The sequence below is a fragment of the Streptomyces broussonetiae genome (assembly GCF_009796285.1).
GTDB classification, from domain to species: Bacteria; Actinomycetota; Actinomycetes; order Streptomycetales; family Streptomycetaceae; genus Streptomyces; species Streptomyces broussonetiae.
In genome coordinates, this window is the sequence record NZ_CP047020.1 from 8,923,755 (window position 1) to 8,942,755 (window position 19,001).

The following is a 19,001-nucleotide window of genomic DNA, read 5'->3' on the forward strand; positions in this document are numbered from 1 at the left end:
GCGCCCAGGAGCTGTCATGTCGATGTCGTTCGGAGCCCCCTTCGGTTCGTCGGATCCGTTCAGCGAGTTGTTCAACCGCTTCTTCGGTATGTCTCCTGCGTCATCGCCGCCCGCGGTGCAACGCGTGCCCATCGGACGGCTGCTGACCGAGTCGTCGCAGGAACTGCTCAACCTGGCCGCGCAACGGGCCGTCGAGGACGGCACCACGGACCTCGACACCGAACACCTGCTCTGGGCGGCCACCAAGGTCGACTCGTCCCGGCGGCTGCTGTCCCAGGTGGGCATCGATCCCGACGAGCTGGGGGCCGAGATCGCCAAGATCCTCCCGCGCGAGTCCGGCGAGCCGTCCGCGCAACCGGGCCTCACCCCTGCGGCCAAGCGCACGCTCGGCGCCGCCTACGCACAGTCGCAGGCGGCCGGTGTGTCGTACATCGGTCCGGAACACATCCTCAGTGCCCTGCTGGGCGACAGCGACACCGGCGCCGCCAAGCTGCTGCGCGCCGAGGGCATGGACACGGACAAGCTGGCGGGCCTTGCCGAACAGACCTCCCGCACCGACTCGACGGCCGCCGAGCGCAAGCAGCCGGCCACGACGTTGGACGAGTACGGCCGGGACCTGACGGAAGAGGCCAAGGCGGGCAAGCTCGACCCGGTGGTGGGGCGCGCCGATGAGATCGAGCAGACCGTCGAGATCCTCTCCCGGCGCTCCAAGAACAACCCCGTGCTCATCGGCGAACCCGGCGTCGGCAAGACCGCCATCGTGGAGGGGCTGGCACAGCGCATCGTGGCGGGCGAGGTCCCGGACACCCTCAAGGACAAGCGGGTGGTCTCCCTCGACCTGTCGGGCATGGTGGCGGGAGCGCAGTACCGGGGGCAGTTCGAGGAGCGGCTGAAGAAGGTCATCGAGGACGTACAGAAGGCCAAGGGCCAGATCATCCTGTTCATCGACGAACTGCACACGGTCGTCGGCGCCGGTGCGACGGGCGAGGGGTCCATGGACGCGGGCAACATGCTCAAGCCCGCACTCGCACGCGGTGAACTGCACGTGGTCGGTGCCACGACCATCGACGAGTACCGCAAGTACGTGGAGAAGGACGCCGCGCTGGAGCGCCGCTTCCAGCCGGTGATGGTCCCCGAGCCCACCGTCGAGGAGACCGTGCAGATCCTCGAGGGACTCCGTGACTCCTACGAGGCCCACCACCAGGTCCGCTTCGACGACGCGGCGCTGGCTGCCGCCGCCGAGATGTCCGACCGCTACATCACCGACCGTTTCCTGCCCGACAAGGCCATCGACGTGATGGACCAGGCGGGCGCCCGGGTACGGCTGCGCAGCGCGGGCCGCTCCACCGAGGTCGTCAGCCGCGAGGACCGTATCGCCAAGCTGCGCCGGGAACTCGAACAGGCCGTCTCCGCCGAGGACTTCGAGAAGGCCTCCGAGGTGAAGCGGGAGATCTCCGAGGTGGAGGGCGAACTCGCCGGGATCGAGGAGCGTCGCGAGGGCGTCGTGTCGGTCACGGCCGCCGACATCGCGGACGTCGTCTCCCGCCGAACCGGCATCCCGGTCGCCCAGCTCACCGCCAGCGAGAAGGAGAAACTCCTCAGGCTGGAGGAGGAGATGCACGCCCGGATCGTCGGCCAGGAGGAGGCGGTCACCGCGGTCTCGCAGGCCGTGCGCCGCAACCGCGCGGGCATGGGCGACCCCAACCGGCCCGTGGGCTCGTTCCTCTTCCTCGGCCCCACCGGCGTCGGCAAGACCGAACTCGCCAAGACACTCGCGGCGTTGCTGTTCGGCGAAGAGGACCGCATGATCCGCTTCGACATGAGCGAGTTCCAGGAGAAGCACACGGTCGCACGGCTCGTCGGGGCCCCGCCCGGATACGTCGGCTACGAGGAGGCGGGCCAGCTGACCGAGAAGGTGCGCCGCCAGCCGTACAGCGTGGTGCTGTTCGACGAGGTGGAGAAGGCCCACCCCGACGTGTTCAACACCCTGCTGCAGATCCTGGACGACGGCCGGCTGACCGACGGGCAGGGCCGCACCGTCGACTTCCGGCACTGCGTCGTCATCATGACGTCCAACATCGGTGCGCACCGCATCCTCGACCACAAGGGCGATGTGTCCGAGCTGAAGGACGAGTTGATGGACGACCTGCGGACGAGGTTCCTGCCGGAGTTCCTCAACCGCATCGACGACATCATCATCTTCCACGGTCTGACCGAGGACGACCTGAGCCGGATCGTGGACCACCTGCTGGACCAGAGCAAGCGCCGGGTGCACGCGCAGGGCATGCGGCTCGAGGTCACCGAGTCCGCGAAGAAGCTGCTCATCGCACACGGCCACCAGCCGGAGTTCGGCGCCCGTCCGCTGCGCCGCACCATCCAGGCGGAACTCGACAACCGCATCGCCACCCTCCTGCTGAGCGGCGAGGCAGAGCCCGGGGACACGATCGTCGCCGACGTGGTGGACGACTCGCTGCACTGCACGGTGAAGAAGAACGGCGACTCCGGCGCAGCCGAGGACTCCGGCGACTCCGCCGGGGCCGGCACCGCGGCGCCGGAGCAGTGACGGAGGAGGACCCATGGCGCGTCACCACCACAAGTCCAACGAGCAGGTCGAGGGCAATCCGGACACCGGTCACGGTCGCGGTATGCCGCGCCGGCCGGACGAGCCGGAACTCGCCGAGCGTACGCGCGAGGACCGGCGGGAAGCGGGTCTGCCGACCGGGCGCCGGGAGGACCCCGACGCCTCGTACGAGGAGGCACAGGCCGAGGTCGACCAGGAGGTGCGCGAGGGCCGGATGAAGTCCGGCGACACCCGGCGCAAGGACCGCGACCCGTACCCGCCGAGTGACTACGAGGGCTGACACACCCCCGCCACGCCCGCATCGTGAGAACCGGTTCCGGCGGCCACCGGTCAACCATGGCCGCCGGGAGGGCCGTTCGGCCTGTCGCCCGGCCTCAGCCTGTCACCCGGTTTCGCCCGCCTCGCCGATCGACACCACGAGCGCACTCGCCGGACCGCCGGGTGCGGTGAAGCGGACGGTTTCACCGGGATGGTGGCCGAGCAGGGCACGGCCGAGTGGACTGTCCGAGGTGACCAGGTTCTGGTCGTACGCCTCGGCGATCTCGCCGATCTGGAGCCTCTCCACCGAGCCGTCCGGGAAGCGGACGGTGACGGTGCTGCCCACGCCCACCGCGTCGGTGGGGGCGGGCCCGGCCGGCGCGGCCTGGCGCAGCCGTACCGTGATCTCCTCGATACGGCGGTCCAGGCGGTCGAGTTGGTCGGCCCGCTGCAACTCGTCGGCCTCGTCGGCGCGGTCGCCCACCTCGGTGGTGTCCTGCATGGTTCCGGCGACGAGCCGCCGCTCGTCGTGCAGGTCGGACAGCTCCTGCTCCAGCGCACGGCGGGCCGCGGCGCCGATCGGCTCGGGGTCACCGGTCATTTCGGCTCCTCAGGTCGTATAGGGCGAAAATGATCCAAGATGCGAGCAAAGATAATGAGGCGGATATTTTTCGTATCGTATATCGAATCATTCCCTTGTGGGGAGGTCGCCATGTCCTCGAAGCGACGCAGGAAGAAGAAGTCGCGACGCAAGCACGCCGCCAACCACGGGAAGCGGCCTCAGTCCTGAGCCGGGCCGGCACCCCGGGCCCGCGCACCCGGACGGCGGAAGGGGAGAGCCGTGAGCACCTCGCGTGACGAGCAGCAGCGCAGGACCGCCGAGGGGGAGCAAGGGCCGGAGCCCCGCGTGGGCCCCGCCCCCGGGGGTGAGCCGTCCTTCCGCCCCTACCACCACCCCGCCGCCGGCTGGGGCGCCGCGAAGAGCGTGAGCAGGTTCCTGGCGCGCGAGGGTGCCCTGGTCGACGGACCGCGCGCGATCGTGAGGATGAACCACGAGAACGCGGGCTTCGACTGCCCCGGGTGCGCATGGCCGGACGACACCAAGGGCCTGCGCCTGGACATCTGCGAGAACGGGATCAAGCACGTCACCTGGGAGATGACCCGAAAGCGGGTCGGCCGCGCGTTCTTCGCGGAGCACTCGGTGAGCGAACTGTCCGAATGGAGCGACTTCGCCCTGGAGGACCAGGGCCGGCTCACCGAGCCCATGGTCTACGACCCCGGCCGCGACCACTACGTGCCGATCAGCTGGCGCGACGCCTTCGAGCTGGTCGGCCGGACCCTGCGCGAGCTGGACGCCCCCGGCCAGGCCGCCTTCTACACCTCCGGACGGCTCGGCAACGAGGCCACCTTCCTGTACCAGCTGATGGCCCGGGAACTGGGCACCAACAACCTCCCCGACTGCTCCAACATGTGCCACGAGGCCAGCGGACGCGCCCTCGAGGCTTCGCTCGGCACCGGCAAGGGCACGGTCGACCTCAAGGACTGGCAGAGCACAGACGCCCTGTTCATCATGGGCGTGAACGCCGCCTCCAACGCGCCCCGGATGCTCACCGCCCTCGCCGAGGCCTACCGGCGCGGCGCCCAGATCGTGCACGTCAACCCGCTGATCGAGGCGGCCGCCCGGCGCACGATCATCCCGCACGACTTCGTGGACATGGCCACCGGCCACTCCACCCGCACCAGCACCCTGAATCTCCAGGTGCGCATCGGCGGGGACATGGCGCTGCTGCGCGGCATGGCGAAGGCCGTGCTGGAACAGGCCAGGAGCGACCCCAAGGCCCTGGACCAGGAGTTCATCGAACGTCACACCATCGGCTTCGACGACTACCGGAAGGTGTGCGAGGCCACGCCCTGGCAGGAGATCGAGCGCCAGTCGGGCCTCGACCGCGCCGACATCCTCAAGGCCGCCCGCGTCTACCGCGACGCCGACCGCAGCATCGTCAGCTGGTGCCTGGGCCTCAGCCAGCACGAGCACGGCGTCGACACCGTCCGCGAGATCGTCAACCTGCTTCTGCTGCGCGGCAATCTGGGCCGCGAGGGCGCCGGGCCGTCACCGGTGCGCGGCCACAGCAACGTCCAGGGCAACCGCACCTGCGGCATCGACCACCGCCCGAGCGCCGAGTTCCTCGACCGGCTTGCCGCGGTGTGCGGGATCGACCCGCCCCGCGAGCACGGCCTGGACACCGTCGGCACCGTCGCCGCCATGCGGCGCGGCGACGTCAAGGTCTTCGTCGGCATGGGCGGCAACTTCGCCCTCGCCGCCCCCGACACCCTGCTCACCTACGAGGCACTGCGCTCCTGCGACCTCACCGTCCAGGTGAGCACGAAGCTGAACCGCAGCCATGTCGTCCACGGCCGACAGGCCCTCATCCTGCCGTGCCTCGGCCGCACCGAGAAGGACCACCGGCGCAGCGGCATCCAGAGCACCTCGGTCGAGGACTCGATGAGCATGGTCCATCTGTCCGTCGGCATGAAACGCCCCGCCTCCCGGCACCTGCTCTCCGAGCCCGCCATCATCGCCGGCATGGCCCGCGCCGCCCTGCCGCACAGCCCGACCCCGTGGCAGTGGTACGCCGAGGACTACGACCGCATCCGCGACACCATGGCCCAAGTCCTCGACGGATTCGAGGACTTCAACCGTCGGGTGCGGCTGCCGCTGGGCTTCCGCATCAAACAGCCCGCCCGCGAACTGGTCTTCCTGACGCCGTCCGGAAAGGCGGAGTTCTCCGCCGCCCCGCTGCCCGACGTCGTCCCCGCCCCGGGCACCCTGGCACTCGGCACCATGCGCTCCCACGACCAGTGGAACACGACCATCTACTCCGACAACGACCGCTACCGCGGCATCAAGAACCTGCGCACGCTGGTCTTCATGAACGAGGACGACATGCGCGAACGCGGCATCTGCGAGTTCGGCCCCGTGGACATCGTCAGCACGGCCAAGGACGGCACCACCCGCTCCCTCGACGGCTTCCTCGCCGTCCCCTACGACATGCCCCGCGGCTGCGCGGCCGGCTACATGCCGGAGATGAACGTCCTCGTCGCCCTGTGCGACTTCAGCGAGCAGAGCGACCAGCCCCTCATGAAACACCTCCGGGTTACGATCGCCCCGAGCACTTGAATCCGGCACGAGGCACCTCGGGGGCACGGCATGACATCCGCGGTCGTGGTCGGCGCCGGGCCCAACGGGCTCGCCGCCGCGGCCTTTCTCGCCAGGGCGGGGCTCGAGGTGACGCTCCTGGAGGCGGCGGACGAGATCGGCGGCGGCACCCGCAGCCATGAGGCTCTCCTGCCCGGCCTGCTGCACGACCACTGCTCGGCCATCCACCCCACGGCTGTCGCCTCCCCGGCGCTGCGCGCCCTTGCCCTCGAACAGCACGGCCTGCGCTGGCGGTTGGCCGACATCGACTGCGTCCACCCGCTGGACGACGGCAGCGCCGGGGTCCTGATGCGATCCGTCACGGACACCGCGCGTCACCTCGGACCCGACGGCACCCGCTATCGGGCCCTGTTCACCACTCCCGTACGGCACTGGGACACCCTGGCACCCGATGTGCTGGGCCCGCTGCTCCGCGTCCCCTCCCACCCCCTGCTGCTCGCCCGCTTCGGTCTGCCCACCACCCTGCCCGCCACCGTGCTCGCCCGCCTCTTCCGCACCCCGCAGGCACGGGCCCTGTGGGCCGGAGTCGCGGCACACGCCCTGCGCCCGCTGTCGCGCCCGTTCACCTCGGCCGTCGGACTCGGCATCCTCACCGCGGGCCACGCGGGCGGCTGGGCCGTGGCCGAGGGCGGTTCGCGGTCCATCGCCCGCGGCATGGAAAGCGTGCTGCGCGAGCACGCAGTAACCCTCCACACCGGCGTCCGCGTCACCGACCGCCGGCAGCTTCCGCCCGCCGACGTCACGCTCCTCGACCTCGACCCCGGTCAGGTCGTAGCCCTCTACGGCGACCGCATGCCGGCCCGGGCCCGCGCCGCCTACCAGCGCTTTCGCCGCGCCCCCGGCGTCTTCAAGCTCGACCTCGCCGTCCAGGGCGGTGTGCCCTGGACCAACGAACACGCACGCCGGGCCTCCACCGTGCACCTCGGCGGCCCCATAGCCGAGGTGGCGCAGGCGGAACGGGACGTGGTGGCCGGACGCATGCCCGAGCGCCCGTTCGTCCTGGTCGGCCAGCAGTACCTCGCCGACCCCTCCCGCTCGGTCGGCGACATCCACCCCGTCTACACCTACGCCCACGTCCCGTACGGGTACGACGCGGACGCGACCGAAGCGATATTCCGTCAGCTGGAGCGCTTCGCCCCTGGCGTCCGCGACCGTGTCGTGGCCCAACAGGCCACCTCTCCCTCCCGGTTCGCAGCCCTCAACCCCAACTTCGCGGGCGGGGACATCGTCACCGGAGCCAAGACGACTCGCCAACTTCTGCTCGGCCCCCGCCCGGCCCTCGACCCCTATGCGACCGGTGTGCCCGGTGTGTTCCTGTGCTCGGCGGCCACCCCACCCTGCCCCGGCGCCCACGGCATCTGCGGAGCCGCAGCCGCGACGGCCGCCCTGCGCCACGTGAGGTCCCGGTCCAGGTGACGGTCCGGCCGGTATCGCGCCGTGCGCTCGCTCCTCGAACAGGGCGTGGACGGCGTCATGCTGTCCGAACCCCTCGACGAGGGCTCGCTCGCGGTTGCGGCCGACGTCCTGGTGCCGGTCCTCGGCGCACCACCTGGTTCGGTGGGGCCCTGCGCCGTGACCGCGGACGGCGGCGCGGCCCTGGCGCGTGCGGCCACCGAACACCTGCTGGAGCTGGACCATACGACGGTGCATCACCTGCTCGGCCCCCAGTGGCGGTTCGTCGCCCGGGGCCGACCCGACGGGTGGCGTACGGCACTTGCGGAGCGCGGTGTCCCGCAGCAGCCGGCCGTCGAGAGTGGCTGGTCGGCCGCGTCCGGATACACGGCGGGCCGCGCGCTCCCCGAACAGCCCGAACTCACGGCGGTGTTCGCCGCCGGCGACATGGCGCCGGCCTGATCCACGCGCTCACCGAGGCCGGGCTGCGCGTGCCCGAGGACGTGAGCGTGGCCGGCTTCGCCGACGTCCGCCTCGCTGTCCGCATCGGTCCGCCGCTGACCACCGTGCGCCGGCCCTTCGACGCCGTGGCCCCGGTCGGTCCCGCGACCTCGCCCGGGCCCTCGCCGACTGACCGGCGCCCGCGCCGCGCAACGGCCGGCCGTCCCGCCGTCCGCCACGGCCTCCACCGGTACGTCACCCGACGGCCGACGCGTCCACATCGTCCGCAACTGGAGCTGGGATCCCGTCGGCGCCAAGGCGACGTCCTCGCGGTCGAGGACGTACCGGCTGGAACGACGGTCGAACCCGGCCCATGGGACGTACGGGTGCTCGTAGCGGCGACCGGAGCCGAGCGGAACCCCTAGGACTCCCGGCCCGCCGAGGTGAGCGACATGTCCGCGTAGCGTTCGCCCGCCACCCGGTCGGCGATCGGCTCCAGCAGCGCCAGCTCCTGCGCGCTCAGCGTGATCCGGGTGGCCCCGGCGTTCTCGAGCAGCCGGCTGCGCTTGCGGGTTCCCGGGATCGGTACCACCGTCAGACCGTGCACCTGCGCCCGCTGCTGCACCCAGGCCAGGGCGATCTGCGCGGTGGTCGCCCCGTGGTCGGCCGCGATCTCGTGCACGGGCGCGAGGAGCGCCGCGTTCGCCTTGGCGTTGTCGCCGCTGAACCGGGGCATCAGCTGCCGGAAGTCACCGCCGGACAGGTCCTTGCCCGCGTCCGCGAAGGCGCCGGTCAAAAAGCCCCGGCCGAGCGGCGAGTACGGCACGAAGGCGACTCCCAGCTCGGCGGCAGCGCCCACCACACTGCGCTCGACGTCCCGGCTGAACAGCGACCACTCCGTCTGTACGGCGGTGATCGGGTGCACGGCGTGCGCCTCGCGCAGCTCGTCACCGGTGACCTCGCTGAGGCCCAGGTGCCTGACCTTGCCCTCCCGCACGAGTTCGGCCATGGTGCCGACCGACTCGGCCAGCGGGACGGCGAGGTCCCGGCGGTGCATGTAGTACAGGTCGATGGCCTCGACACCCAGCCGGCGCAGGCTCGCCTCGGCGGCCTTCCTGATGTAGTCGGGGTCGTTGCGGATGGCTCGGTAGGACGGGTCGTCGGCACGGTATTCGATGCCGAACTTGGTGGCCACGGTGAGGGTGTCACGGTGCGCGGCGACGAACGGCGCGAGGAACTCCTCGTTGGCCCCGATGCCGTACACGTCGGCGGTGTCGATGAGGGTGACGCCCGCCTCGACGGCCGCCTCCAGGGTGTCACGGGCGGCGGCGTCATCGGTCTGGCCGTAGGCCGCGCTGATGCCCATGGCGCCGAAGCCCTGGACCCCGACGAGGGGTCCGCCGGTGCCCAGTTCGACCTTGCGTATCTGCTCGATGGTGCTGCCCATGGTGGCGCTCAGGCTCCTTCCGACGCCCGCTGGGCGTCCCCGTAAGAGTCGATCTTGGCGTCGATGTAGGTGAGGGTGTCGTGCAACTCGGCGATGCGCGCGAGGACCTCGCCGCGGGTCCGCTCCAGCATCCGCCGCTGTTCCCCGTACGTCTGCGCTCCCTGCCGGACCAGGTGCGCGAAGCGCACCATGTCGGCGACCGGCATCCCCGTCAGCCGCAGCCTGGTCACACAGGAGAGCCACTCCAGGTCCCGGTCGTCGAAGCGGCGCTGGCCGGCGTGTGACCGATCCACCTGCCGCATCAGGCCGATCTGTTCGTACCAGCGCAGCGTGTGCGCGCGGAGACCGGTGAACGCCGCGACCTCGCTGATCGTGTAGCGGCCCTGACCGTCCGGCCGAGGCCGCTCCGGTCCGGGGGAGGAACAGGAGTCCCCGCGCAGGGACTTCACCCGGGTGCTGTCGATCACCGTCATGTGGATCACGCTAGAGGGTTCAAGTGCGCTTTAAGCAAGTGCGTTCCGTGAACCGCCCCCTCGAAGCCGGGGGGTGGGGTGCGCCGCGCCGGCCCGGGCGCACCCCACCCCACCCGCTCAAGCCGCGTAGCCGCCGTCGACCGCCAGCTCCGCACCCGTCAGGTACACCGTGTCCGGTCCCGCGAGATAGGCGACCGCGGACGCCACCTCCTCGGCCCTGCCGAAGCGGCCCAGCGCGGTCATGGCAGCCTGGCCGGACGCGGAGGGACCGTCGGCGGGGTTCATTTCGGTGTCGATCGGGCCCGGATGGACGACGTTCGCGGTGATCCCTCGCGCGCCCAGCTCCCGGGCCAGCGCGTTCGTCAGCCCGACGACCGCCGATTTGGTCATGGTGTACAACGTGGCCCCGGGCCCCGGTACGCGCTGGGTGATGCAGCTGCCGATCGTGATGATCCGCCCGCCGGGCGCCATGAGCGCGGCAGCGGCCTGGGAGGTGAGGAACACCCCGCGGATGTTCACGGCGATGAGCCGGTCCACGTCGGCGAGCGACAGGTCCTGCAGCGGCTGCATCACACCGAGGGCCGCGTTGTTCACCAGCACGTCCAGGCTTCCCAGCGTCCGCGCCGCATGATGTACCGCCTCCGTCGCCTCCTGTGCGTCCGCGGCGTCGGCCCGCAGGGCGACCGCCCGCCGTCCGAGGGCCTCGATGTCCCGTACCACCTCCGCCGCCGCTTCCTTGCCGTGCACATAGGTCACGGCCACGTCCGCGCCCTGCTGTGCCAGTCGTCGTGCCGTCGCCGCACCGATGCCGCGGCTGCCGCCGGTGACCAGTGCCTTCCTGCCGTTCAGAGGTGCTTGTGAAGTCATGTCCCCATCTCATCGGCGGGGCGTGAGGCACGCTGGCGGTGAACGGACCTCGACCTGCCGGGGAGGATGGGGTGCCGTCAGGCGAAGGGGGAGCCGGACGCGGACGGCACCCTGTCGGGAGACAATCAGAAGAGGAAAGGGACCAGGCGCTTCGTCCGCCGCGATAGTCCGTGTACGCCGGGCCGAAGGCCGCCGTCAGCAGTCGCTCCTCCGCACTGATGCGCCAGAGATAGGACGCCGTGAGCAGCGCGGCCACGATCAGGGTCGCGGGCCGGCTGCCCAGGCCCAGCGAGTAGCCGGCCCACACCAGCAGGCTGCCGCAGTACCCGGGATGGCGTATCAGACGGTACGGGCCCTCCTGGACCACACGCTGATCGTCGACCGTGCGCAGCGTACGCGTGTAGTACTGGGCCAGGGTGTGCATGCCCCAGGCACGCAGTGTCAGCCCGCCGGCCAAGGCAGCGACGCCGAACCAGCGTACGGCTATGGGGAGTTGGCCGACCGACGTGCTGCCCAACACCGTATTGATCACGGCTGCGGCCACGTAGGAGACGATAAGCAGCCGGGTCGAACCCCGGTCCCGGTCGTCCGCCTGCCACGTAACGGCGGCCGAGTCCTCCCGACGGCGCAGCAGTATCTCGTACCCGATCCAGCACATGATGCCCAGCACGGAGAACAGACTGGGGAGAGCCATCGCGCTCGCTCCTCACCTTCGGCGATGTCACGTTCCACGGTCGCCCGTTGCCTCTCTCGAAGCACGCACCCACGGGTGGAAATCGTCTCCACCCGATTCCTCCACCTCGGATCTCCACCCCACGGGCGACACCGCACAGCAGCGGGACGACGTGGGTGCGGCGATGTGCCGGAGGCCGGGCGTTGTCAGTGCCGGGACGTAGTGGTGCCGGGCATGTCCCGCTCCTGGTGCGGGGCCCGAATCCGCAGACGTTGGGAGCAGGTCCCCTGCAGTTCCGAACCACCCGTTGCGGGCGGCACTCGGCGCGGTGTACGCGGCCGTTGCCCACGTACGGCGAGGACTGTCCGGTGCTGTTGCGGGAAGTCTGGTCCGTATGCGAGAGCCGTTAGTCGGCCTATATGAAATAAGGGGGCGGAATCATTTCTTCACGGCGGCGACCGTTAGGGTCGGCGGGTGAGGGTACGTCACGGGAGACCGAATTCCTCGAATACCTGCTGAGGGATGTGTGCATGACCGAGGGGGTGGATGCAGGGCAGGCCAACGGGGCGGAGGAGGCGGGCGTTGGTGCAGCGCCGATCCTGTTCCGCGCCGAACTCTTCACCCTGACCGGAGATTCGGACAACAAGGATCCGGACACCGGCACTCACCTCACCGTGAAAACCGGTGACGAAAAGGCCCTGCCGGCCTCGATCAACAACGCGGACAGTTCAGGCATGGACATGACCACCTACGAGGACGACTCCCACCACATCGTGCCGCTGGCTGTCGAGGCGCCCGGTGCACGCAAGTCGGACTGCGACGGGTTCAAGGTCCGGATGTGGATCAAGACGAAGGGCAGCGACAACTGGCCCGTCGACGACGCCCGCGTCACGCTCTGCTTCAGCGACGGCACGACCCTCGTCGCCGAGAAGCTCGGCTTCAGCCTCAACGGAGACGGGGCCACCGCCGAGTTCGCCTCGCTGTAGCGCGTACCGCGGGGACGTCCGCACAAAAGCAGCCGGCGGCGGTCTCTGGGGGAGCGGGCCGCCGCCGGCACACCGCTCGGGCGGAACCACCGATCTGCCTGTGGCACGACGTGGGGCGGGGACATGATGGTTCCATGGGGTTGTCGACAGTGTTTGCGCATTTGTCCGGTGTGGAGCACCCGGTCGCGCCGGCGCCGATGGGCGGCTGGGCCGGTGGCGCGCTCGCCGGCGCGGTCTCGCGCGGAGGCGGGCTCGGACTGGTGGGGGGCGGGACCGGCGATCTGGCCGGCTCCGACGCGAGCTGCCGCTCGTGACCGCCGAAGGTGCCGGAAGACGACCAGCTGTCCGCCGCCGATCCGGTCGGCGTCCTGGCGACCCAGGCGGAGGGCGGACTGGCCCGCGCGGGCAGAGGCTGAGCGCGTCCGTCCCGTCCTTCCGGTACGACCGGCTCGACTTGCTCGGTCTGTCCACCGGAGCATCCGGCTCACTCGGCGTCGCGGACTCCAGGGCGCCCGGGCATGGACCCGCAGCGGGCAGTGGGTCTTGCGTGGCGGCGGCGACACGGAGTTGCTGCCTGGTCGGTCGCGCTCGCCTCGGCGGGCTGTTCCACGGGGCGCGCATGAGCAATCGCCCCGCGCATGACACCGGTTGCACGCCTGGCGCCGACCAGGCACCGGGAACTTGACACCGACGCCCCGGCTCGTGCCCGGGACACAGAGGCACCCGCCCTCAGAGGCACCGATCGCCGCCCGAGTCGCGCCGAGACTCCCCGGGACGCGACGACGGCACCCCCCGGGACATACCCCCCGGCCCGGGACGCGGCGACACCCGCCCCGGGACACGCCGACACTGCGACCTCCGGCAGAGGTGCACCAACTCCCGCCCGCGGCCCGCCGGCCCCTATCCGGAACTCCGCAGACATCCGTCGCCGTCGGTGCCCGAAACCGGCCCTGAGCAGCCTGAGACCTCCTTCGACGCCCCGGCGGCACGGTCAGAACGGCGGCGCCGGGGCCATGGCCTACTGCGCGGCGTCAGGTCCGCTCTCCTCCTTGCGTGCGGCACCCGGTGCCGGCGTCGACTCCGCGGAAGCGCTGGGAACGGTGTAGAAGACGGACGTGCCCTGCTTGGTGCGCTGGGCGTTGTTCCGGGCCACGAGGTTCTCCAGCGTGGTGCGGATGACCTTGGTCTGGATCTCTCGCGCAGGGTGTGCCTTGCCGAGCGCCTCGGAGACCTCCGCAGCGGAGCGCGGCTCCTTCTGCTCCGCCAGGTGGCGCCGGACGAGCTCGACGAGGGTGGGCTGACCCGCCTGCGGGGCCGCCTTCTTCGCCACGGACTTCTTCGCCACGGACTTCTTCGCGTCGGACTTCTCCGCGTCGGACGTCTTCGCGTCGGCCCTCTTCGTCGCGGGCTTCCTGGCAGGGCTCTTCCTGGACTCGGCCTCCTGTTCGGCCGCCTTCTTAGGCGGCTGCTGCGTGCTGGTGAGTACGGTGGGCGTCTTGCGCGGCGCAGGCACCACGGCGCCTTCGGTGACGGCAGGTGTGCCGGCCGGGGCCGCGACCCCGAGCGCCTGCTGCATGCTCACCAGAACGGTGTGGTCGTGCTGCAGACCGGCCAACTGCTCCTGCAGGGCGGAGATTTCGGCCGTGATGCGGTCCTGCTCCTTGACGTTGCGTTCGAGGTCACCGGTCACCTGGTTGACGTACTGCGAGGTCAACTGGGTGACGGGTGTGGTGTTCTCCGACATCTGTGTCTCCATTCCTGACGGTGAAAACGCCGGTTCCTCGCGGCCGCTTGCGGCAGGCGGGGAGCGGAAGTTGCGCTTCAGGGCGCACAACACATGGATGATACGGGTGGGTCGGCATGTTTTCTGCTGAGTGAACCCTGTGCGTTGCGTGCCGACAAGATGTGCCGCACGGGCCGTTCAGGTTATTCATGTGCTGTGCCGACCCCGCCTCGGGGTGAATGCGCGAGTCATTCGGCGGCGCGCCATAACCGATGGCCGCGGCGCAAAGAGGTCCGCACCATGCCTGCCATGGGAACTCCCACCTCCTACGACGGCACCGGACTCGCCTACCGGGCCTCCGGGGACGGCACGCCCACGGTGTGTCCGCCCGGCGGGCCCCGGCCGTCAGCCACCTCGGTGACCTGGGCTGACTGTCCGCGCACCGCACACTGATCCGACTGGACCTGGGGGGCACCGGTGGCTCCGCCATGTCCGGGGACATCTCCTCCTGCCGGTGTGACCGCATGGTCGCCGATGTGGAAGCCGGGAGGAACCGTGGTTCGCGACGAAGTTCGCGGCGCTGCAGGCCATCGGAGCGGGTGCGGCCACGGCGGAGAACTTCCAGGCCATCGCTCTCCTCTCATGCGGGCGTTGGGACGAGGCGGCCCGGGCGCACAAGGCTGCGGAGGACGAACAGCTGAACCTGGCGGTCGTGGCGGCTTTCGGCGCGCGGGGTGCCTTCGACCCGGACACCACGCGCAGGGCGCTCGCCGCTACCGCAAGCCCGCGGTGGTGGTCGCCGGGGAGGTCGACCCGGGCGCGCCTGTGCCCGCCGCGGCCGAGTTCGCCGGCCTGTTCCCGCACGCCGAACTCGTCGTACAACCGGGTGCCGGACACTTCCCCTGGCTGGACGACGCGGACCGGTTCGTGGCGGCCGTCATGACGTTCCTGGGCGGGCTGTAGCATCGCGGTCATGGCCGACTGGGGGATACGGCAGGCGTCGGCCGCGGACGTCGAGGCGGTGGCCGCGCTGCGGGCCGTGGTGCTGAGAGCGGATCTGGAGCGTTTGGGCCGCTACGACGAACACCGCGTCCGGCAGCGGCTGCGCGACGGATTCGTCCCGGAGCACACCTGGGTGATCGAGACGGCCGGAGCCCTGGCCGGCTGCGTGGCGCTGCGGGCGGCACCGGAAGCCCACTGGCTGGAGCACTTCTACCTGCACCCGGCACTCCAGCGCAGGGGCATCGGGTCGGCCGTGCTGAGGATGCTGACGGCGCGCTGCGACCGGGAGCGGGTCCGCATCCGGCTCAACGTGCTGCGGGGCAGTCAGGCCCGGTGGCTGTACGAGCGGCACGGTTTCACGGTCGAGTCCGAGGACCCGGTCGACGTGTTCATGGTCCGCGAGCCGGCTGCGGGCGGTCAGGGCGTGTCGGCGTAGCGGCTGTGGGCGCGTACGGCGGCGGCGACCGCGGCGTCGTCGCTCCGGCCGCGGGCCTCCAGGCCGGCTATGACTCCTTCGACGTTCTGCCGGGGCTGGTTCTGGCTGAGCTTGGCCTTGGCCTCGATCCGGCTGATGACCAGTTCGACGCCGACGACCGCGCGCAGCTGGCCTTCGAGGAACTTCGCCGGGGCCTGGTCGACGGACCAGGGCTCGGCGGAGCCGGCCTCGTGCCGGTCGGTGAGACGCCGCATCTGTGCCACGATCCAGGCCGGATCGTCGTGTACGGCCAACCGGCCGTACACGTGTGCCCTCACATAGTTCCAGGTCGGCACCACACGATGATGCTCCGCCTTCGTCGCGTACCACGTGGGCGACACATAGGCCTGCGGCCCATGGACGATCACCATGGCCTCGCCCTGCACAGGCTCGCGCCAGTGACCGTTCGCGCGCGCCATGTGTCCGATCAGGGCGCCGTGTTCACCGGTGTCCGGGTCGTACTCGAAGGGCAGGAGGGTGGCCAGCAGGCCCTGCGGGGTCATGGTCACCAGGTCGGCGGCTCCGAGGTGGGTGAGCAGTGCGCGGACGTCGGCCTCGTCGGGCGTGAAGGGCTTGGGAACGTACACGGATGGGCCTTTCGGTCAGTCGGAGTGTGCGGTGGCGGCACCGCCGCGGAGCGGGTTCTCGCGCAGCCAGCTCAGAACCTGCTCGGCGTGCGCGTTCGGCGGGAAGACCGGATAGAAGACGTGCTCGATCACGCCGTCGCGGACGACCAGCGTCAGCCGCTTGAACAGACGCATCCCGTCGGCCTCGAACGTGGGCAGGCCCAGGTTGCCGGCCAGGCCGAGTGCGGGGTCGGAGAGCATGTCGAAGGGCAGGCCGAGGCGTTCCACGACCTCGTTCTGGTAGCCGCAGTCCTGGCTGGACAGCCCGTACACCCGGCCGGCGCCGGCTTCGAGGAGGTCCTGGAAGTGGTCGCGGAAACCGCATGTCTCGGGCGTGCAGCCGCGGGCTCCGGGGATGGAGTTCCAGCCCTCCGGCAGGTCCGTCCCCGGACGGCCGGTGAGGGGGTAGACATACACGACGGTGCGACGAGGTCCGAGCGCGTCCAGGCGGATCGCCCTCCCCGCCGTGTCGAGCAGGGTGAGCGCGGGCATCGCGGTACCGGCCAGGTGGTCCGCCGCACCGTCGTCCTCGGGGGTGGGCAGGTCCGCCGGGAGTGTGAGGTAGTCCTCGCCGTCGCCGTGCGCCGCGGGCGGTACGACGGCGCTGCCCCGGCGCGCGGCGGCGTTGAGGTTGGCGATCAGCGTGGTGCGACGGGCGGTCAGGGCCTCGATGCGCTCCGTCAGCTCGTCCACGGCTTCGCGATAGGTCGCCAGCGAGGCAGGGCAGTCGTCCGCATAGGCGCTTCCGGCGGCCAGGCACTCGAGGAAGGGCCGGGTGCGCTCGACGGGGATCCCCAGTCGGTGCAGAGCCCTGATCTCCCGCACAAGGCGTACGTCGTCCTCGTCGTAGTCCCGGTAGCCGTTGGCGAGGCGCCCGGGTGTGATCAACCCCAGCGACTCGTAGTACCGCACCGCTTTCGTCGTCACATCTGCACGACGCGCCAGCTCACTGATCTTCATGCCGTTCACCTCGCTCAACGCTAAACCTTGTCCCCGGGGGCAAGGTCAAGACCGAAGGTATGGGCCTGGCCCGGAGCGGACCGGACGTCGACCGTAGCGCCAGGTCAACGCGGTGTGACGGGTGTGCCCTGGGAGGGTGGACATGCGAGTGCGGGAGGTGTTATGGGCTGGTTCGTGCCGGTGTGCTTCCTAGGCTGCCGCCATGAAGATCCCCACCGAACCCATCGGCAGCCTCCCGCGTTCTCCCGAACTGCTCAGCGCCATGGCCGAGTTCCAGTTGGGCCGGATGGACGGAGCCGCGCTCAAGGAGATCCAGGAACGGGCCGTCCGTGACACCATCACGGAGCTGGAGGCGGCCGGGTCTCCGGTCGTCACCGATGGTGAGCAGGCCAAGGCCAGCTTTGTCACCTACCCCCTCGCGGGCTCGCCGGGGCTTTCCCCCGACGGTGTCGTGATCCCCTTCGCGGACGGGCACCAGCGTCGGCTGCCCGCCCTGACCTCCGGGCCCTTCCGCTACAAGGTCTCCGCAGACCAGTACCTGCGGGCCGCTCAGCAGCACACCAGGAAGCCGGTGAAGCAGGCCGTCGTCGCGCCCTCGATGCTGAGCCTGCTCTACCCGGCCGCCGGGATCTCGGGGTACCCGCGCGAGGAGTTCCTCCACCAGCTGGCCGACGAGTCGGAGGCGGAGATCCGTGCCTGTCTGGACGGGGGTGCACATGTCGTCCAGCTCGACTTCGACGAGGCCCGCCTCTGCCTCAAGCTGGATCCCGGCGGAAGGCTGCTGGACGATCTGGTCTCCCTGAACAACCAGGTGCTGGCCCGCTTCACCGAGAGCGAGCGGGCACGGATCGGCGTCTACAGCGGGCCCGGCGCGGACCAGGACTCCACGCACAGCCTCGACGTCGACTATGCCGAGCTGCTGCCCCGGCTCTTCTGGCTCACGGTGGGCAATTTCTATCTGCAACTGGCGAGCGAGTCCGACCCGGACCGGGTCCTGACCCTGATCGCCGACCACCTCCGCCCCGGCGTCAGGGTCTTCGTCGGGGTGACCGACCCGATCGACCCGCGTGTCGAGACGCCGGACGAAGTCCGTGACCGGGTGCTGCGGGCGGCGAGGCACATCCCCGTGGACCAGCTGGGCACCTGCGACGACGCGGGCTTCGCCCCGTTCGCCGACGACGCCTCCACGTCCCGTGCCACGGCCTTCGCCAAGATCCGCGCCCGTGTCGAGGGCACCGCCCTCGCCATCGAGGCCCTCGGCATCTGAGGCCGCGCCCGGTCCGTCCGGCCGATGTGGCCGACCGACCGTGTCCGGCCCTCTGCGAGCCCGGATCAGGATGGCCGTGCCGTGGAGTGCGGCCATCACCCGGCTGTCCCGGGGGTCGGGGAACCGCCGCCGCGTCCAGCACTCGTCGCGCAGCCGGCAGGAGTCCTGAGCCGTCGAGTGCGGGCCGTTCTCGTTCCGCTCCGGGGCCAGCGCGTCCACGGTGTCGGCAAAGGCCTGGCGCAACGACCTGCGGAACAGATGGCGGCCCGGCGCGGCGGCGGGGCGCAGAACCGTGCGGCCGCGTACCGCCGAGGTCAGGCCCGTGTCCCACCTGCCGTCGCTGTGCGGCCGAGGCGTTGCCTTGAGTGCGGCGCCGGCCAGGCGGTGCTCGATGCGCGCCTTGAAGAACGTACCGACGGGACGCCGCACCTCGGCCGCCGGCTGCCGCCATGCGTGCGGATCGGTACGTGCGCTGCGGTGGGCCCGACGCAGTGACGACCGTGTGCCGAAGCCCCCTGCCGGCCATGCCGGTTCGGCGTCGGCAGGCCGCTGGGTGGTGCGCAGCGTGCCCTCACGCGGGGACGAGCCTGCTCCCCCTCCTTCCGGTCGTCCC

At 70.8% G+C, this 19,001-nt stretch carries 18 protein-coding genes and 2 pseudogenes; 12 read left to right on the forward strand and 8 right to left on the reverse strand.

Going from position 1 to position 19,001, the window contains the following annotated elements; genetic code table 11:
• The first annotated feature begins 16 nt into the window (after positions 1 to 16).
• Together GQF42_RS40600 and GQF42_RS40605 are read left to right on the forward strand one after the other, a co-directional pair.
• Positions 17 to 2,563, forward strand: a complete 2,547-nt coding sequence (locus GQF42_RS40600) for an ATP-dependent Clp protease ATP-binding subunit (protein WP_158928427.1) — start codon at positions 17 to 19, stop codon at positions 2,561 to 2,563.
• 13 nt (positions 2,564 to 2,576) lie between these two features.
• Positions 2,577 to 2,861 carry a hypothetical protein gene (locus GQF42_RS40605; RefSeq protein WP_158928429.1) on the forward strand — a complete coding sequence of 95 codons (285 nt, stop codon included), beginning with the start codon at positions 2,577 to 2,579 and terminating at the stop codon, positions 2,859 to 2,861.
• A gap of 102 nt (positions 2,862 to 2,963) precedes the next feature.
• Here the strand turns inward: GQF42_RS40605 and GQF42_RS40610 are convergent, their stop codons facing one another.
• The gene (locus tag GQF42_RS40610; RefSeq protein ID WP_158928431.1) at positions 2,964 to 3,440 is read right to left on the reverse strand and encodes a GreA/GreB family elongation factor; all 477 of its coding nucleotides are present in this window, start codon (positions 3,438 to 3,440) and stop codon (positions 2,964 to 2,966) included.
• 111 nt (positions 3,441 to 3,551) lie between these two features.
• On the opposite strand from GQF42_RS40610, the gene GQF42_RS47850 reads away from it, so the two are divergent.
• Genes GQF42_RS47850 through GQF42_RS47380 form a run of 5 tightly spaced genes read left to right on the forward strand, consistent with a single transcriptional unit; the run spans position 3,552 to position 8,314 of the window.
• On the forward strand, positions 3,552 to 3,629 hold the full coding sequence (locus GQF42_RS47850; RefSeq protein WP_373287922.1) for a 50S ribosomal protein bL37: 78 nt from the start codon (positions 3,552 to 3,554) through the stop codon (positions 3,627 to 3,629).
• A 51-nt stretch (positions 3,630 to 3,680) separates the two neighbouring features.
• Positions 3,681 to 6,017, forward strand: a complete 2,337-nt coding sequence (locus tag GQF42_RS40620) for an FdhF/YdeP family oxidoreductase (RefSeq protein ID WP_158928435.1) — start codon at positions 3,681 to 3,683, stop codon at positions 6,015 to 6,017.
• Positions 6,018 to 6,047: 30 nt separating this feature from the next.
• Positions 6,048 to 7,472 carry a phytoene desaturase family protein gene (locus GQF42_RS40625; protein WP_158928437.1) on the forward strand — a complete coding sequence of 475 codons (1,425 nt, stop codon included), beginning with the start codon at positions 6,048 to 6,050 and terminating at the stop codon, positions 7,470 to 7,472.
• A gap of 21 nt (positions 7,473 to 7,493) precedes the next feature.
• The gene (locus GQF42_RS40630) at positions 7,494 to 7,910 is read left to right on the forward strand and encodes a type 1 periplasmic-binding domain-containing protein (RefSeq protein WP_325100394.1); all 417 of its coding nucleotides are present in this window, start codon (positions 7,494 to 7,496) and stop codon (positions 7,908 to 7,910) included.
• A 29-nt stretch (positions 7,911 to 7,939) separates the two neighbouring features.
• Positions 7,940 to 8,314: a hypothetical protein gene (locus GQF42_RS47380; RefSeq protein WP_325100395.1), complete on the forward strand. Its 375-nt coding sequence runs from the start codon at positions 7,940 to 7,942 to the stop codon at positions 8,312 to 8,314.
• Here GQF42_RS47380 and GQF42_RS40635 read toward each other — a convergent pair.
• The 4 genes and pseudogenes from GQF42_RS40635 to GQF42_RS47855 all read right to left on the reverse strand — a co-directional run.
• Complete coding sequence (locus GQF42_RS40635) at positions 8,311 to 9,336, reverse strand: aldo/keto reductase (protein WP_158928439.1); 1,026 nt, start codon at positions 9,334 to 9,336, stop codon at positions 8,311 to 8,313. The genes GQF42_RS47380 and GQF42_RS40635 overlap by 4 nt on opposite strands.
• Before the next feature lie 8 nt (positions 9,337 to 9,344).
• Complete coding sequence (locus GQF42_RS40640) at positions 9,345 to 9,809, reverse strand: MerR family transcriptional regulator (RefSeq protein ID WP_158928441.1); 465 nt, start codon at positions 9,807 to 9,809, stop codon at positions 9,345 to 9,347.
• Positions 9,810 to 9,926: 117 nt separating this feature from the next.
• A complete protein-coding gene (locus GQF42_RS40645; protein ID WP_158928443.1) occupies positions 9,927 to 10,676 on the reverse strand; it encodes an SDR family oxidoreductase in 750 nt (249 codons plus the stop codon).
• Between the two features lie 241 nt (positions 10,677 to 10,917).
• Positions 10,918 to 11,370 (reverse strand): annotated as a pseudogene (locus GQF42_RS47855) (methyltransferase family protein); the annotation flags it as partial.
• Between the two features lie 509 nt (positions 11,371 to 11,879).
• Between GQF42_RS47855 and GQF42_RS40655 the strand changes: the two are divergent.
• Positions 11,880 to 12,335 (forward strand): hypothetical protein, encoded by a 456-nt coding sequence (locus tag GQF42_RS40655; protein ID WP_158928445.1) that lies wholly within the window; start codon positions 11,880 to 11,882, stop codon positions 12,333 to 12,335.
• 134 nt (positions 12,336 to 12,469) lie between these two features.
• Positions 12,470 to 12,649 carry a nitronate monooxygenase gene (locus GQF42_RS40660; protein WP_199272970.1) on the forward strand — a complete coding sequence of 60 codons (180 nt, stop codon included), beginning with the start codon at positions 12,470 to 12,472 and terminating at the stop codon, positions 12,647 to 12,649.
• A 704-nt stretch (positions 12,650 to 13,353) separates the two neighbouring features.
• On the opposite strand, the gene GQF42_RS40665 is transcribed toward GQF42_RS40660, so the two are convergent.
• On the reverse strand, positions 13,354 to 14,079 hold the full coding sequence (locus GQF42_RS40665; protein ID WP_158928447.1) for a hypothetical protein: 726 nt from the start codon (positions 14,077 to 14,079) through the stop codon (positions 13,354 to 13,356).
• Between the two features lie 288 nt (positions 14,080 to 14,367).
• Between GQF42_RS40665 and GQF42_RS40670 the strand changes: the two are divergent.
• Positions 14,368 to 15,021: pseudogene (locus GQF42_RS40670) on the forward strand (alpha/beta fold hydrolase).
• 10 nt (positions 15,022 to 15,031) lie between these two features.
• Positions 15,032 to 15,496 (forward strand): GNAT family N-acetyltransferase, encoded by a 465-nt coding sequence (locus GQF42_RS40675; RefSeq protein ID WP_158928449.1) that lies wholly within the window; start codon positions 15,032 to 15,034, stop codon positions 15,494 to 15,496.
• Here the strand turns inward: GQF42_RS40675 and GQF42_RS40680 are convergent.
• Positions 15,478 to 16,122: an FMN-binding negative transcriptional regulator gene (locus GQF42_RS40680; RefSeq protein WP_158928451.1), complete on the reverse strand. Its 645-nt coding sequence runs from the start codon at positions 16,120 to 16,122 to the stop codon at positions 15,478 to 15,480. The two genes, GQF42_RS40675 and GQF42_RS40680, sit on opposite strands and share 19 nt — an antisense overlap.
• 15 nt (positions 16,123 to 16,137) lie before the next feature.
• Entirely contained in the window at positions 16,138 to 17,130 is a 993-nt protein-coding gene (locus GQF42_RS40685) for a MerR family transcriptional regulator (protein WP_325100417.1), read from the reverse strand.
• 193 nt (positions 17,131 to 17,323) lie between these two features.
• On the opposite strand from GQF42_RS40685, the gene GQF42_RS40690 reads away from it, so the two are divergent.
• Positions 17,324 to 18,388 (forward strand): cobalamin-independent methionine synthase II family protein, encoded by a 1,065-nt coding sequence (locus tag GQF42_RS40690; RefSeq protein ID WP_158928453.1) that lies wholly within the window; start codon positions 17,324 to 17,326, stop codon positions 18,386 to 18,388.
• Positions 18,389 to 19,001 lie beyond the last annotated feature (613 nt).